Source organism: Nereida sp. MMG025, assembly GCF_021654165.1.
Classification (GTDB): domain Bacteria; phylum Pseudomonadota; class Alphaproteobacteria; order Rhodobacterales; family Rhodobacteraceae; genus Nereida.
In genome coordinates, this window is sequence record NZ_JAKFZN010000008.1 from 55,707 (window position 1) to 70,392 (window position 14,686).

General features: G+C 53.6%; 16 protein-coding genes. 8 read left to right on the plus strand and 8 right to left on the minus strand.

The window, feature by feature from the left end; all coding sequences use genetic code 11:
• Positions 1-240: 240 nt before the first annotated feature.
• From L1065_RS14120 to L1065_RS14130, 3 genes are all read left to right on the plus strand, one after another.
• A complete protein-coding gene (locus L1065_RS14120; RefSeq protein WP_237096154.1) occupies positions 241-1,494 on the plus strand; it encodes a DUF4123 domain-containing protein in 1,254 nt (417 codons plus the stop codon).
• Between the two features lie 233 nt (positions 1,495-1,727).
• Complete coding sequence (locus tag L1065_RS14125; protein WP_237096155.1) at positions 1,728-3,509, plus strand: hypothetical protein; 1,782 nt, start codon at positions 1,728-1,730, stop codon at positions 3,507-3,509.
• Between the two features lie 55 nt (positions 3,510-3,564).
• Entirely contained in the window at positions 3,565-4,503 is a 939-nt protein-coding gene (locus L1065_RS14130; protein ID WP_237096156.1) for a hypothetical protein, read from the plus strand.
• Positions 4,504-4,537: 34 nt separating this feature from the next.
• Here L1065_RS14130 and L1065_RS14135 read toward each other — a convergent pair whose 3' ends face one another.
• The 6 genes from L1065_RS14135 to L1065_RS14160 all read right to left on the minus strand — a co-directional run bounded on the left by L1065_RS14135 (position 4,538) and on the right by L1065_RS14160 (position 7,782).
• Positions 4,538-4,705 (minus strand): hypothetical protein, encoded by a 168-nt coding sequence (locus tag L1065_RS14135; RefSeq protein ID WP_237096157.1) that lies wholly within the window; start codon positions 4,703-4,705, stop codon positions 4,538-4,540.
• Between the two features lie 164 nt (positions 4,706-4,869).
• Positions 4,870-5,463: a hypothetical protein gene (locus tag L1065_RS14140; protein WP_237096158.1), complete on the minus strand. Its 594-nt coding sequence runs from the start codon at positions 5,461-5,463 to the stop codon at positions 4,870-4,872.
• A 76-nt stretch (positions 5,464-5,539) separates the two neighbouring features.
• The gene (locus L1065_RS14145) at positions 5,540-6,061 is read right to left on the minus strand and encodes a hypothetical protein (protein WP_237096159.1); all 522 of its coding nucleotides are present in this window, start codon (positions 6,059-6,061) and stop codon (positions 5,540-5,542) included.
• A complete protein-coding gene (locus L1065_RS14150; protein WP_237096160.1) occupies positions 6,043-7,092 on the minus strand; it encodes a type VI secretion system Vgr family protein in 1,050 nt (349 codons plus the stop codon). Before L1065_RS14150 ends, L1065_RS14145 begins: the two co-directional genes overlap by 19 nt.
• Positions 7,047-7,307 carry a contractile injection system protein, VgrG/Pvc8 family gene (locus L1065_RS14155; RefSeq protein ID WP_237096161.1) on the minus strand — a complete coding sequence of 87 codons (261 nt, stop codon included), beginning with the start codon at positions 7,305-7,307 and terminating at the stop codon, positions 7,047-7,049. Before L1065_RS14155 ends, L1065_RS14150 begins: the two co-directional genes overlap by 46 nt.
• A gap of 271 nt (positions 7,308-7,578) precedes the next feature.
• Positions 7,579-7,782 (minus strand): hypothetical protein, encoded by a 204-nt coding sequence (locus tag L1065_RS14160; RefSeq protein ID WP_237096162.1) that lies wholly within the window; start codon positions 7,780-7,782, stop codon positions 7,579-7,581.
• Positions 7,783-7,867: 85 nt separating this feature from the next.
• On the opposite strand from L1065_RS14160, the gene L1065_RS14165 reads away from it, so the two are divergent.
• The 5 genes from L1065_RS14165 to L1065_RS14185 all read left to right on the plus strand — a co-directional run bounded on the left by L1065_RS14165 (position 7,868) and on the right by L1065_RS14185 (position 13,146).
• Positions 7,868-8,893, plus strand: a complete 1,026-nt coding sequence (locus L1065_RS14165; protein ID WP_237096163.1) for an AraC family transcriptional regulator — start codon at positions 7,868-7,870, stop codon at positions 8,891-8,893.
• Positions 8,894-9,066: 173 nt separating this feature from the next.
• The gene (locus tag L1065_RS14170) at positions 9,067-10,272 is read left to right on the plus strand and encodes an acyl-CoA dehydrogenase family protein (RefSeq protein ID WP_237096164.1); all 1,206 of its coding nucleotides are present in this window, start codon (positions 9,067-9,069) and stop codon (positions 10,270-10,272) included.
• Between the two features lie 269 nt (positions 10,273-10,541).
• On the plus strand, positions 10,542-11,549 hold the full coding sequence (locus tag L1065_RS14175; protein ID WP_237096165.1) for an ABC transporter substrate-binding protein: 1,008 nt from the start codon (positions 10,542-10,544) through the stop codon (positions 11,547-11,549).
• A 47-nt stretch (positions 11,550-11,596) separates the two neighbouring features.
• The gene (locus tag L1065_RS14180; protein ID WP_237096170.1) at positions 11,597-12,388 is read left to right on the plus strand and encodes an ATP-binding cassette domain-containing protein; all 792 of its coding nucleotides are present in this window, start codon (positions 11,597-11,599) and stop codon (positions 12,386-12,388) included.
• Positions 12,388-13,146, plus strand: coding sequence for an ABC transporter permease (locus tag L1065_RS14185; RefSeq protein ID WP_237096166.1), 759 nt, complete (start codon positions 12,388-12,390; stop codon positions 13,144-13,146). Before L1065_RS14180 ends, L1065_RS14185 begins: the two co-directional genes overlap by 1 nt.
• Positions 13,147-13,198: 52 nt before the next feature.
• Here L1065_RS14185 and L1065_RS14190 read toward each other — a convergent pair whose 3' ends face one another.
• Both L1065_RS14190 and L1065_RS14195 read right to left on the minus strand, forming a co-directional pair.
• A complete protein-coding gene (locus L1065_RS14190; RefSeq protein WP_237096167.1) occupies positions 13,199-13,930 on the minus strand; it encodes a proteasome-type protease in 732 nt (243 codons plus the stop codon).
• A gap of 10 nt (positions 13,931-13,940) precedes the next feature.
• Positions 13,941-14,686, minus strand: a 746-nt coding sequence (locus L1065_RS14195) for a transglutaminase family protein (protein ID WP_237096168.1), incomplete at its 5' end; no start/stop codon positions are given.

Consider the following 14,686-nt stretch of genomic DNA (forward strand, 5'->3'; position numbering starts at 1 on the left):
GCGCCTCGATATGATTTTCCGTGTTCAGGGTTATTTTCGTTTGGACTGTTATTTCCGTGGCTATTGAACGGGATGGCAGATTCGCCCAAGACATTTCTAGATATAGTGGGGATACGCGCGGCAACTACAAGCCGGACATGCGCAGCGTTATGCGCATTTGGCTGCCCTGTCAGCTGTTTCGGATTCCATTGATGCGGACTGTCGCTTGCAAAACTGGCCCCATCAGAATGCAATCCCCGCGTGTCCACGTCTTTGTCGGTGGCGCCAGAAATAGACTGGCAGGGTTTTCGGCTTTCTGTCACCATTTGGGAACCAAAAGGAACAGACATTGAATTCGGCTATTGGATTGGTCTTTGTGATATTTCGGCTTTGACGCAAAACGCACGGTTTTGGCCGATGAAAGCGGACCGCGTGCGGTGTAGGTTGATTGTCCCCTGCGCCGATCAAAAGGAATTCGCCGAACTGATTGAAGCCGCTTTGACGGCGCGCGGTTTGCAGCTGGACATGATTTTGGATGTGCACCCTATGCCTGAGGAAACCCAGTCGCCTGACACAGAAATCGCGCGGCAGTCTACCGCAACGGAGCCTATGATCCTTGGCGCGGTTCAAGAAGTACCCAAGCGCCCTGTGCGCCGCATAGCACATACTACTTGGGCTAAGGTTATGCGCGCAGACAGTCTTTGGGCGCTCGTTGACGGGGTGGCATGGCCCGGCTTGCCCGCTTTCTTGGCAACCACGGATGCCGAGCATGAGTGTTTATATACCTCAACGCACCCAGACACATTGGCAGCAGCACCTTGGTTTGTGCGTGTTACAGATGCCGCGCCTTTCATTGACGCGTGGCATGCACGCGCGGTCGATAGCCATTGCGGCATTTTGTTCACAAGCGATGCATCGCAATCAGAATTGAGAGCCCATTTCAGGCGTTTCACAATGACACATATTCCAACAAAACCAGAAGCCCCCGTTTATTTCAGGTTTTACGATCCCCGCGTGATGATCGATTTGGCCAACGCCTGCACTGCACGCACATTGGAGAAATTCTTTGCCCCGTTGGAGGCTGTCTTTTGCCCGATCAGCCCATTTTGTGTGCTCGGGTCAGACGCGGAAATCACAGTGATCGCGTCAAACCAAGAAGCAAATGTTGGCCCCTTCCGAATATCGCAGGCTGAGTTTGAAACATTTGAAAGCATCCAAAACGAAAAAGCGCAACGCAGTTTGGCGCGCTACCTGCACGAAGACTACGGTGATTACACAACTGTGGCCTGCATGCGCGCGGCAGAGGCGGCGCGCGCAGCGGCGTTGCAATTTGGGATGAGCAGCAGGCAGCAGGTAACTGTGATGGCAACCTGCCTTTTGCTCCACGGGCCAACGTTTTGGGAACGCGACAGCACTGTGGAGCAGATATTGAACCGTGACGATCTGAGGCCGTGGCAAAAGCAGCAAGAACTTTGGGAATGGCACTGCATTACCCAAGCAGTGCCGCGTGACTAAACAGCTTTTAACTCAACTAAAGGTTAAGTTACTGCTTTTGAAAGATAAAAAATGGGTTCGTATGCTGGAAGTCTGGTGATACTGTTTACCAATACGGTTAGCGGAATTGCTAATTACACATCTACAGAAGGTATTTTACCCTGTCTGGATACAGCCCGACTGCGAATGATGTTGAGTATTTGCTAAAAACTTCGCCCGACGTCTTTTTGGATCCGTACTTGGCAAGAAGGGTCTTGGATCAACTTCGCGGCGGCCCTTCGGACGGGCACGTTGACTTGCGTTTGGACGCTCTTAAACTCAACTATGACATGAAAGGCAGCCCACCGCTGTCGCGCAGTCCCATTCCGCCAGCCCCCAGAAGTAGCGATGTGCTGGACCCTGAATTTGCAGCAGCCTGCGCAGAATGTGAAGCGGGCAAGCCGTGCTGCATGACGACGGGGCAGGTGGAAGACGCAGGCGATTCCACGCGCAAACTGGTCTGGCCCGTGAACCAAGGCAACCCGCAGAAAAGCATGGGTATGATTGCAAAGGCCAAAGACGGGCGATCCCTTGGATACGACATTAAGACCAAGGGAGCGGGCAAGAGCTGTCAAGCGATGTATGGCAGCCGTCCAGGATTTAAAGTGAGAGGGCATTATAGAACCGCCACTGTGCCGCTGACACAGCACACCCACCCGATCAAGCATGACGACGCATTTTCTTGGGCGCCTGCTTTGGAAAAATTTGTGCCCCGTGACTTGCTGATGGCGATTGCTGTGTCAGATATGATTTTGTCGCTGTGTACCGCTTATAGAAATACGCAGGGTGGGGGATCGGCCGCTGTAACACCAGATATCTGTGTTATTGGCGGCGGAATGGGCGAGACTTTTCGTGTCTACGGCTATCCCGAGGCTGAGATCACAGGCAAGGCAGACACGAAAGTCAGAGTGGCCTTCACCACAGGTGGCGTCGATGCGAGCGCTGAAATTGGCGGATCGTTGAATGTGACATACGGGTCGCACAAGATTGAGGGGGCTGCCCGTGGAATAGCCCGAACCAGCACAACGCGTAGCAGCCCTAGCAAAGAGAAAGCGCCCGGATTGGTCGGGCAAATCGGATCTATTATTGGTAATTTTTCAGAAGATGTATCGCTGTCATCGCCAAAGAAAGATCGGGTTGTCGACCGTACGGACCCTGCTTCGGGCGTATCGTTTGAAATGGGACTGGCGTTTGAAGCCGTCGGTCTGAAACTTCAGGCCAAGAAGAACACACCCGATCTTGAGGTCATGATTGGGAAATTGATCACCACAGTCACACTGACGCTGTCGGGCAAGCTGGATTTTATTGATCTGGCGGCCCAAGTTCTGTTGTCGCCTGCGGGCGCCAAACTGGTGCAAGAAGCCCGTGCGCATATGGCCGATGACGCGAATGCTGTGCGCGGTGAATTGCGAGCTGAAGTTGAGGTATCTGCGACAGGAGAGTTGAAGCACGAAATCGCATCTTCTTTACAGCACACAATTGTTTTCAACGGAGATGCGGCCCCCGAACCTGCTGCGCTGACCTCAAACTTTGGGGGTAAGTTACGTATTCATGGCGATGCCAAGATTTTGTTGCATGTCGAGGCCGAGGTTTGGATTGTTGACGTTGAGGCGGGCGCTGCGGGTATTTTGAACACCGGTTGGACGTGGCAGATGAAAACCGAAGAGATTGAGGAAACAGCCGCAGACGGGACGAAAAAATCCAAACGCCAGCGCAAAAAGCGGTATTATTTTGAAGGACTGATTGCGAGTGCACGGGCCTATGCACGGATCGGGGCGTCGACATCTGTAAAACGTAAACCCCCTTCGCAACGCACAGCGCCTGCGCAGGGCACGCACAGCAGCCGGTCAGTTGAGATGAGCCAGACTGGGCCGCAAGCCGCAGTAGGTAGTAACAAGTGGAACGACCCCAATTCGCCCCAAGGAGTGAAATATGAGCTTATCAAACCGACTGTTCCTAAAGTTACCGATAATATACCTGATTGGCAGGATTACTGATCTTTGGGCGATTTCTTTTATTTTTATTTTGACCCTTTTCGCAGGACAGACAGTTATGGCAAGCGACGCATCTAACCGCTTTAATTATTCGCTCTTTTTCAAAGGGTCGGATGCGTTTTACGATCTGCGCATCAATGATGTGTCGGTTTGGAAAGAATTTGATGCAAACCCAAGCAGCAAGGGCGTGCCTGTCACGCATTTTCTGCAAACGGGTTTGAACACGCTGAGCGTGACGTTCGTGTCTGTGATGGGCGACCCCTACGCGTATAATGCCCCTAATCCTGCGTTCTTTTTTGAAGCCGAACTGGACCGCCGTGTCCAAGGCCACGATAGCGGCAAAGAAATAACGCTGATCAATGCCGGCCTTGATGCCCTGACAAATACAGTTGTGTTCCCCGATGCACGGCAAGGTGGTGCGCCGTTCAAGTCGCGCAATAACCCGCCGATGCGTGTCGGGCTGCCAACCTTGGATGACAGCACATTGCAAAGCGGTTGGGGCGACACATGGCAAGCGCGGCGTATTACCGTGAGTTTCGAAATAAACGATGCGTTGCCAACAGCACCTTATGCCGATGCGCCCAAGCTGGACGCCAGCACAGAATTTAAAGCGGAACTGTTGCAAGCCTATCAAACGGTACAGACAGCAATTGCCGCGGGCGATACTGCGCAGGTGAGGGCGCTATACGGACCGGCATGGAGCCGCATTGCCACGGCCCTTCATTACGCGAATGTTGATGAATTTATGGAACGCGGTGAAATTGCCGGTGCTCTGGCTGCCACAAACGATCAGGGGCAAACTGTGCAACCTCTTGATCTGGTGCTCGGGCCGCAGGCATTTCAGGTTGATTTCATGGCGGACGGGCGATTGGCCCGTATCATTCCCGACCCGATTATATGGTCTGATGGCACCGCTGACAGTGGGGTATCTGCAAGTGCGATTGGGTTTTTCCGCGACACAGACGGCGCGCTGCGCATTGGCGTCGTGACGTATTGATACGGCCAGAACTGAACAGGCTTTAATTGCGCAATCAAGGCAGCAAAAACGTATGATAATTGCCCGATGCAAGAAACAATCGCGCCAGTCCGACGACATCTGTAATAAGCCCGTTGACCAGCGGCGCGATGGTAGAAATTGCGTAGTCACTGGGGCCGACAGGGATAGGGGGCACAGCTGCACCCGTTTGGATTGCGGCCATTAATTATGGTTTCAGCGTGCTAAGTTCAGGCAGCGTCAGCGTTTCAAGCGCCGGAGCTTCTGAGTGGTGCAGAAGGTCATCTTCGGAAATCACTCCAATCAGATGAACCACGACTCTTTCAACGAAAGTCGGCAGATCATTGGCCGCTGCTGCAATATCAAGGATTAGACCAAGATGCGGGAAACCAGAGTTGACAAATTCTTCATTCCGAAACCGAAATAGCTTTGGTAATTCTTGGCCCTCGGGACGCACCAGAAATTCCATGATAGGCGACGGCCCCGGGGTTGATGGCCATCTTGTGCGATTGCGTTGGGCACCGCTGTGGGCATAGACTTGCTACCCCAAAAAAGAAAATCTGCAAGCAGGGGCACAATACGGTTGCGTGATTGCATCGAATTTAGAATTTCGCTGTGAACATGGCGGGCGCGGATGGGCACGTCCGAGGCATCAGAGTGCGCCGCAGGAATTGTGGCAGCGGTATTTTCGTGCAGACCAGCGGCGTTGTAGGTCCGTCCTTCGATACGCAATTCGGCCTTGTGTTTGCGCGCGGCAATCGCCCCCGCAGACGCCAGCCCCCCACCCAAGGCGTGGTCCGTAAAGATGATTTGATGGCCCCACTCTTCGGTTGCAGCCACATCAGCGGCCATGCGTCCAAATTCTATTGTCTTAAGGTATTGAGGCGGGACATTATTGCCCAAACCCTGCGCAAAATTCACAGGCCAATCGCCTTGAAGGCCGTAAAACAAGCTGGTGGTCAATTGCCATGTCAGTCTGGCACGCCCGGAAAACTTGGCAAATCCAGTAAAAAGTCATAGCTGCCCGCCATCCCAAACATCAATTGCTCGCGGTCGGGTTCTTCGCTGTCGCTGTCGCGCTAGACCATGACTGGGGAAATGCGCCTATTCCATCTGTGCCGCGGTTCTTGGGCAGATACAAGCAACACCGAAATCCATCGTCATCATCGGCCAGCACATCGGGATGTTTTTCCCAATGACTGCGGTTAAGCCGCACATGGGTCACTTGCGGATCACCGCCCGCCCGCGGCCACGCTGAAAGCATCGCATTACCTGTGCTATAATCTGGAAACCACATATCTTGGGGGCGATCTGGACGACTGACCAAGGCGAAGGGTAATTCATTATCTTTGAACGCAAAATTTGCTCCTTTGGCGATCAATACTTCTGTTGCGCCAAAGTTACGCGCCAGCATCGCTTCGCGCAGCAAATTATGTGTAAAAGTGGGGCGTTTGGCGGATACCTGACCGTACCCTTGGTTCAGTGTTGCACTATCAAGAGCGGTGACTTGGCCCATGATGTCGGTGTCGCCGGCAGCAACCGCTAGGGCCAGTGTTTGCACATTTGGGGGGCCTGTGCAAATCGCGCAGCAACTTCAGCTTCATTTCCCATTTGCAGGCTTTCCTCTTGCTTTGCTGCGGCTGAGAGTTGTGTCACAGGCGGCGTTTCTTGGCTAAATGCCCCAAAAGCCCAGAGGCCCAAGGCCATGACCTGCAAGCGGTTATTGCCTACTTCGCTGGCCTTATCAGGGCCCACACTTTCAATTTTTTTGACGTTGACGCGCTTTGACTGGTTATGCTCAATTTTGGTAATACGGTCTTTTTGACCGTGGACGTAAATTTCTTCTTTGTCTTTTTCATCTTCGAAACGCAGTTCGTTGAACCCTTCACCCCCGTGCGTATCGGTTTTGAATGTGCTGCGGGTTTTCTGTTCCGGCAATTCATAAGGCGGCGTATTTTTTCCATTATAAACGCAGCCCGTCACGATGGGTTTGTCGGGATCGCCGCGAAGGTGTTCGACGATGACTTCCATGCCGATGCGTGTGACGACCATGCCACCCCGTCCTTTGGACGCCCAGTTTTGGCTGACCCGCACGCGCATTGAGTTTGACCCGTCGAGGTCCCGGTGAAAACGCACCAGGCTGCGGCCATGTGCGTCACAGTCAATTTCGCCCGTGCCTACGACAACTGCTGTTTCAGGGCCTTGCACGCGTGGCCCTACCTGCTGGCGTTCAGGTCGGTAGGGACAGTAATTGGGCGTTAGGGTATATGCGCCGTCATATGGCGCTTTGTCACTGCCTGCGTCGCCAGACCCAAAGGCTTGTGCGCGGAAACGGTGCTGCGCCTTGAGACAGACAAACGACCGTCCTGTGGCATCTGGCACATCGTCACCTTTCAACGTGACACGCCAGCCTGCGCCAAGCGACACCACATCGCCTTCGGCCTTGTGACGCGGCGCTTGGCCGCGTTCCGTTTCAGTTCTACGGGTTACGACATCGCGCCCTTCGTTTTGATCAAGATAATCGCCCGGCCAGTCGTAACTTTCGACTAAGCCTTCTGCATGTTGCGGCGTAATCCTGCCACATGGAGCCATGGGCGCAAAACCAGATCGTAGCGAAACCCATTTTCAGACGCACCGCGCACTTCGGCTTCTGTCAAAATCCCGTCAAAGGCACGCGTGCCCATGGCGTGGTCGATTTCGACAGTCGTATGTGTGCCCAAAAGCGTATTGAGGTCGATTGCAGGTTGATCTGAGAGAGCTTGAATCCGCCATTCAAAATCGGCAGACATTTCTTCTTGGCCGTCCATACGCAACAATACCAGCGTGTCGTTTCCAAGGTTTGTCGCAAGGCGCCCTGCCTGTCTTGCTGACGGAATAGCGTTGGCATCCCATATGTCCTAAAAAATCAAAAATGAATTTATTCTGATTACGGTACAGGTAAGATTAGAAAAATACAGACCATCTAGGCCTGTGCGACCTACCTGTTGAAAGCTGCGAAAGCTGAAAAGTCATTTTGCGTTCAATCCATAGTTTAGCATAATACTTTAACATAAGATTGATTATTGGTTTTTTTAACCCCTAGTCGCACAAATCGCGCACCAAGTGTTCGGCCAGCTTAGCCGCAGCAAAGGTCGTGTAATGCTTGATATCGGAGCAGACCAGCTTTCCATCGACCACAAGCTCACAAAGCTGATCCACGCAGAAAGCAGAAGCAGGATCAAGCTTGGACCTATATGTCGCAATCAGCAGAGCCGCCCCACGAAGCGCAGAAGGGGGGCACATAAGACAGAAAATGACCGCTTTGCATGTGCATCCCTGCAGTTGGTAGCTTTCGGGCGGCCAGTTTCGTTGGTAGCGTTAGTGCGACATGAGCAAACCAACAGCTGCCCCTTTTTCCACAGTCTCGCGCCAGTTTATCGAGGACTGGCTTGCGGGCCTGCGGGCGATTTGTTCCGAAGATCACTATCTTTCTTTGCTCAATAGATCGGGCTTAGGCGACGACAGGCTCGCCCAAGGGCGCGTCACGCTTGATCAAATTGTTCGCCTGTACCAACTGGCGGCGGTGGAAACGGGCGACGAGATGATGGGACTTTGGTCACGCCCCATTCGACCACGGGCCTTGCAACACCTGCTTACGTCGGTGCGCGAGTCCACCTCGCTTGGGTCTGCGCTTTATCGGTATTCCACATTTTGGAACCTGTTGTTGGATGATCACCAATTTGAATTGGTCGAAACGACCAAGAGCCGCGCCCTGTGTATGGTAGCGTGCAACGAGGTACCTGCGCAGCGGTTCGGGCATATGTTGATCCTGAAGCTGGCCCACGGGATATTGTCCTGGCTTGCCCGATCTGAGGTGCCATTGGCGGGCGTGGACTTCGCATTTGAACGCCCCCCGTTCGAGCAAGACTACGCTCTCATCTTTCCCGCACCGGTCCGATTTTCGGCGCCTGTAACAGCATTGCGGTTTGATGCGTCATCGCTTGGGCCTGTGCAAATTCGCAGCACACAAGATCTGGATCGCTTTTTGGAAAACGCGCCGCGTGACTGGATTTTCACACGCTCGCAAGAACACACCCAATCGCTTCGGGTGCGTGCGTTTTTGACCCAAGCCCCTTGGCAGGACGCGCATTTGGTGGGGGCGGCTGCGGCACTGCATATGACCCCGCGCACGCTGATCCGCAAACTTGATGCAGATGGAACATCCTTTCAGGCCATCAAAGACGGGTTGCGCCGTGATATTGCCATTCGGCGCTTGCAGGTGGATGACGCAAGCATCGAAGCCATCGCCCAAGATGTCGGGTTTTCGTCTGCTGCCAGTTTTCACAAAGCGTTTCAGCGCTGGACAGGTGCAACCCCAACCGCATATCGGCGCGGCCACCGCACAGTTCGATAGATTTGTCACTTTTGGACAATTTGTTGTCACCGGGCGAGATGGCGCGTCCATCATTTACTTGGGAAAAAAAGGCAATCCGCAGCAAACAGAACGACCGCGCCTTTCGTTTCACCACCTTCAAGCACTTGGGTTGGCAAGATCGGATATTGCGTGGCTATTTTAGGAGAACGCCCTTGCCTACGAACATTGAAACCATCATTGAAGCTGCCCGCACCCATGCCCGTGACGTCATCACGCCAAATGTAGCTGCATGGAATGCGAGCAAAAAGTGGCCGCGTGCGGCCTCTGATGCGGCGGGTGCTGCGGGCCTAACAGGGCTTTACGCGCCAAAAGAATGGGGCGGCCAAGGTCTGCCATTGTCCGAAGGCATTCAGGTCTACGAACAACTGGGGCAAGGCGATGGCGCCTATGCTTTTGCCTTGTCTATGCACAACATCTGCACATTTGCAGGGTGCGGATACGGAACCGAACCTTTCAAGGAAAAATGGGCGCGTGATCTGACATCTGGCCGTAAACTGGCAAATTTCGCGCTGACGGAACCACAGTCTGGATCGGACCCTATGAGGATGTACACCCGCGCCACGATCAACGGCGACGGCACATGGACGATCAATGGCGCCAAAGCATGGGTCAGCTTGGCGACCGAGGCGGATATCTATTTCACCGTGGTCAAAACGAGCGATGTGCCAGGCCATAAAGATATGGCAATGATCGCGATCCCTGCGGATGCCGCTGGTATCAGCTTTGGCCCGCTCTATGAGACCCCTTCTTATAACTTCCTGCCCATGTCAGAGATGTATCTGGATAACGTAGTGGTGAGTGAAGACAATATCATCCTTCCGATTGGGCAAGGTTTGCAGGGCTCGCTTATGGCCATTGATATCGCGCGTGTCTCTATTGCTTCCGGGTGTTGCGGTCTGATGCAGGCCGCCCTTGATACAGCGCTGTCCTATGCCAAAAACCGCAAGATGTTTGGTGGCACGAACCTTGATCTGGATGGCATCCAATGGATGTTGGGCGAGGTTGCGACCGATCTGGAAGCCTCAAAGCTTTTGTATCGCAAGGCGGCTGAAGCATTGGGCACGCCCGAAGGCCCGCTTATGGCGGCACATGCCAAGCGCTTTGTGCCTGATGCCGCTGTGAAGGCCGCGAATACGTGTACGCAAGTTCTTGGCGGAATGGGGCTGTTGCAACCATACGGATTGGATCGCCTGTCGCGCCTTGCCCAGATGTTGCGCATTGTGGATGGCACCACCGAGATCAGCCGCGTCGTCATCGGCCGTGCCCTTCAAAAACGTGCAGCGGGCCTGCCCGATCTGCCAGTGCCAAAAGGCTATGGCGAGACCGAAAAACCCCAAAACACGATGGCCGCAGAGTAAGGCAGTGATCCGATTGAAGCGGTCGTCAACGTAACATGTCGGGGCGCCCATAAATTATGGGGGTCGCTTTGCAAAAGCCCTTTCCCACTGCCCCGACACGCTCGCATTCTTTCATTCTGCCCAGAAAATAGGCGAAGCCTCACAGATTAGTCATTTAAAGCCCCATAGACCTCGGAAGGTCCATTTTTTCGGCGTCGTGTCTGTAATCTGGCGCAGATCGCTGCTCAGTCTTCGGCAGAGATAATTTTGCGAAAAGCTGAGGACTTCTGATGAGATTCGACAAATCATTGCTTGCAGCCTGTGCTGCAATACTGGCGACCCCCTTACTTGCCGAAACGGATATGCCATTTGCATTGGACTGGAAATTCGAGGGGCCATCGGCGCCTTACTTTCACGCTTTGGATGCAGGTTACTTTGCCGATGCCGACCTGACGGTGACGATCAGTGAAGGGGCTGGATCCCTTGATGCGATCCCAAAGGTGGCGACTGGCGCCTTCCCGATCGGATTTGCAGACATCAATTCACTGATGCGCTTTCTTGACCAAAACCCCGGCGCTCCAGTTACGGCTATTATGATGGTTTACGACAAACCACCTTTCGCGGTAGTTGGTCGCCCTTCTTTGGGGGTCAGCGCACCGTCTGATCTGGAAGGCAAGGTCCTCGGGGCACCGCCCCCCGACGGTGCTTGGGCGCAGTTCCCGATCTTTGCGGCTGAAACTGGCATTAATGTTGATGCAATCACTGTCGAACCTGTTGGATTTCCAACGCGCGAACCTATGCTGGCCGAAGGCAACGTTGCTGCGATCACTGGTTTTTCGTTCTCGTCCACTCTTAACCTAAAGCGTTTGGGCGTGGCAGATGACGACATTTCCGTTTTGCTGATGGCAGATTATGGCGTTGATCTTTACGGAAACGCGATCATCGTTAACACCGAGTTCGCAGACGCAAATCCAGAGGCGGTAACGTCCTTTCTTGGCGCGGTGGCAATGGGTTGGAAAGACGCGATTGCGTCACCTGATACAGCGATTGAAGCGTTGATGAAACGCAATCCTGCGGCAGATGCAGCCCTTGAAACAGAGCGCCTGCAAATGGCAATCGATGCAAACGTGTTGACCGACTATGTGATCGAAAATGGCATGGGCGGCATCGATGCAGACCGTATGGCCAACGCAATCGAGCAGACAAAATCGGTGTATGAGTTTGTCAATGCACCTGATGCTTCGCTTTATTTTGATCCTAAATATCTGCCAACCGATGGCAGCTTGCAGTTGAAATAAGCCTACGGGGTCGCCTGACAGGCGGCCCCGCATGCAAGGATAGCACCATCGAAAATCTCATCGAAATTAAGAATGCACGGCACGCTTATCAAACGGAAAGCGGTGCTTTGCCTGTGCTTGACGGGTTAGATGTATCGGTGCCTTCGGGCACTTTTGCAGCTGTCATCGGCCCTTCTGGTTGCGGTAAATCCACACTGACCAAATTGGTCGCCGGACTGATGACGCCGGACGAAGGAGAAGTGTGGCTGCATGGCCAGCGCGTCACGGGTCCGCGCAAGACAGTTGGCATGGCATTCCAAAACCCGGTGCTTCTGGAATGGCGGAGCATTTTGGATAACGTGATCCTGCCGCTCGAAATTGTGGCCCCAAAGATGCCAACCAAAGACCGTATCGCCCGCGCAATGGAATTGCTGGACATGGTAGGGCTGACCGGATTTGAGGACAAACGCCCATCTGAATTGTCAGGTGGCATGCGCCAGCGCGCGTCCCTGTGCCGTTCCATCGTGCATAAACCCGAGGTTTTGATCCTTGATGAGCCGTTTGGCGCGCTTGACGCATTTACCCGAGAAGACCTGTGGCAGACGATGCGAGACCTTCGTGCTGCCGAACCGTTTACAGCCGTGCTTATCACCCATGATCTGCGCGAAAGCGTTTTTCTTGGCGATCAGGTGATTGTCTTGTCGGGGCGCCCTGCCCGCACCCAATATGTGATGGATGTCGACCTACCAGCAGATCGCACGCTAGATGTGTTGTTCACGCCAAAGGCCGGCGACATGCTTCATACGCTACGCGATCAAATCAAGATCGCCCAAGGGCGCACCAACGAGGGAACTGCCTGATGTTTGGTAAGGTCGCGACCCCTGTCATTGCTATTTTGATTTTCTTGGGGGCATGGGAATTGCTGGTATGGGCCAATGGGTGGCCGAACTACAAAATGGCGTCACCATCCGACCTGCCCCCCGCATTTTGGAAATACAAAGAGTTGTTTGTCGTCATGGGATGGCAAACACTTTGGCGCACCGTTTTGGGTCTGTGTCTGGCGGTAATTGTCGGCACATTGATCGGCATGATCATAGGCTTTTCAAAGCTGGCACGCGATGCGCTTTATCCGCTGCTTGTGGGTTTTAACGCGATCCCCAAGGCGACCTTGGTGCCTGTCATCTCGCTTCTTTTCATTGGCCAGCATGACTTCAACACCATTCTTATGGCGTTTATGATTTCGTTCTTTCCAATCGCCGTATCGGTTGGCATTGGGCTTTCAACACTTGAGCCTGAATACAGAGATATTCTACGCGCTCTTGGAGCTTCTCGCTTTACGATCTTTCGCAAGATTGCCCTACCCAAAACACTTCCCGAGTTCTTCGGCGCGCTCAAGGTTTCCGCAACATTGGCTTTTATCGGAACAAACCTTGTTGAAATCGTCAGCCCACATGGACGGGGTCTTGGAGCACTCTTCAAATCTGGTGAGACGAATGGTGACTACCCGTTAATGTTTGCCGTGCTCATTGCTTTGGCCGTGCTTGGAATTCTTTTGTACTACGCAGTCATTTTTCTTGAGCGCACCTTCGCGGGTTGGGCTGACCGGGACGGTCGCTAAATGCTTTGCAAACCGCGCCACCCCGTGCGATCGATACAAACCGCAGACTTATTCAGAGCGTAAAGTCCGGCAGCATGTCCAAAGCATCGCGCAAGGCTTCGCCCCACCCTTCAGAAATAGACTGAAAATAAGGATCATCGCCCGCTATGCGGCCCGTTGGTCCCGTTTTTAGGCTGTCTTTTTCATAGCAATGGAAGTCAAAAGGCGCACCAACGGTCAGGTTGGCTTTCAGGGTAGAATCAAAGCTTACCAGAAGCAGTTTCATAGCCGCCTCAAAACTCATTTCAGGTTCGTATGCCCGCACAAGAATGGGACGGCCGTATTTGGTTTCGCCGATTTGAAAAAACGGGGTGTCCTGGGCCGCTTCGATGAAATTTCCTTCGGGGTAAATCAAGAACAGGCGATGGGGGCCACCATCAATTTGACCGCCCAAAATAAGTGTCGCGTTGAAGGTGCTGTCAGCGCGTTGGCCGGTGTCAGCGTGGCTTGCAATTACGTCACGCAACACGTCAGCGACCATACGTGCCGCTTGAAACATCGAGGGAACCTCAAGCAGTGATGGTGCGCGGTCGTCAGGGGATTTACCTCGTTCATCCAGCAGACTTACAACCGCTTGTGTCGTGGCCAGATTTCCAGCTGACATCAAAGTGATCGAACGCTCCCCTGGCGTTTCCCAAATCGACATCTTTCGGAAGGTCGAAATATTGTCGAGGCCCGCATTCGTCCGAGTGTCGGACATGAAAACCAACCCCCGATCCAGCATCATCCCTACACAGTACGTCATCCAGGCGGTCCTATTGCTGCACTACATCAATCACGACAGACAGGGTTTCTCCTTGGCCGCCAATGCGCGTTCCAGACACCGGGGCAGCCTCAGAATAGTCCCGCCCCGTCGCAACACGCACATAGCGTGTATCAGGAGACACGCCGTTAGACACGTCAAAACCAACCCACCCCAATCCTTCTACATAGGCTTCAGACCATGCATGCATTGCTTCTTGTGCGGTTCGGTCATTCAGCATCAGATAGCCAGACACATATCGCGCAGGATACCCCAACTGTCGTGCACAACTTAGGAAGATATGTGTGTGGTCCTGACAGACGCCTTTGCCGTGGGCGATCGCCTCCTCAGCACCCCAATCGGCTTGTGACGCGCCGACCTCAAAAGCGATCATGTCACGGATCACATCAGACAACGCGTGCAGTTGATCCAGCGGTTCCAGATCAGGCATATCGCTTAGTATGGTTTTCACACCCTGACGTGGCTCTGTCCGCGGTGTCGGCTGCTTAAACAACCACAACGGCGCAACGCCAACGTGCGGCCCAACAACACCGTGATTGTCACGCAACTCAATTTCTCCATCACTGATAACTGTCAGTTCCTGAACGTCAGGCGCAAAGCTGATCAGCTCGACCCGATTGCTGTTGTGATCTTCATATTCCAGCTCGCGCTTGCCGCCCTCTATATGCGTGTGCCAAGAGATCACTGATTGCTGCGGTGACGACTTTGGCGTCTTTCGAAGCTGCTGCAAACCATACT

Bases quoted from the DNA above. Each gene is read 5' to 3' on its own strand.
- L1065_RS14150 (WP_237096160.1), bottom strand. From the start codon at position 7,092: ATGGCTCCATGTGGCAGGATTACGCCGCAACATGCAGAAGGCTTAGTC.
- L1065_RS14175 (WP_237096165.1), top strand. From the start codon at position 10,542: ATGAGATTCGACAAATCATTGCTTGCAGCCTGTGCTGCAATACTGGCG.
- L1065_RS14185 (WP_237096166.1), top strand. From the start codon at position 12,388: ATGTTTGGTAAGGTCGCGACCCCTGTCATTGCTATTTTGATTTTCTTG.
- L1065_RS14165 (WP_237096163.1), top strand. From the start codon at position 7,868: ATGAGCAAACCAACAGCTGCCCCTTTTTCCACAGTCTCGCGCCAGTTT.
- L1065_RS14190 (WP_237096167.1), bottom strand. From the start codon at position 13,930: ATGACGTACTGTGTAGGGATGATGCTGGATCGGGGGTTGGTTTTCATG.
- L1065_RS14160 (WP_237096162.1), bottom strand. From the start codon at position 7,782: ATGTGCCCCCCTTCTGCGCTTCGTGGGGCGGCTCTGCTGATTGCGACA.
- L1065_RS14135 (WP_237096157.1), bottom strand. From the start codon at position 4,705: ATGGCCGCAATCCAAACGGGTGCAGCTGTGCCCCCTATCCCTGTCGGC.
- L1065_RS14155 (WP_237096161.1), bottom strand. From the start codon at position 7,307: ATGGACGGCCAAGAAGAAATGTCTGCCGATTTTGAATGGCGGATTCAA.
- L1065_RS14130 (WP_237096156.1), top strand. From the start codon at position 3,565: ATGGCAAGCGACGCATCTAACCGCTTTAATTATTCGCTCTTTTTCAAA.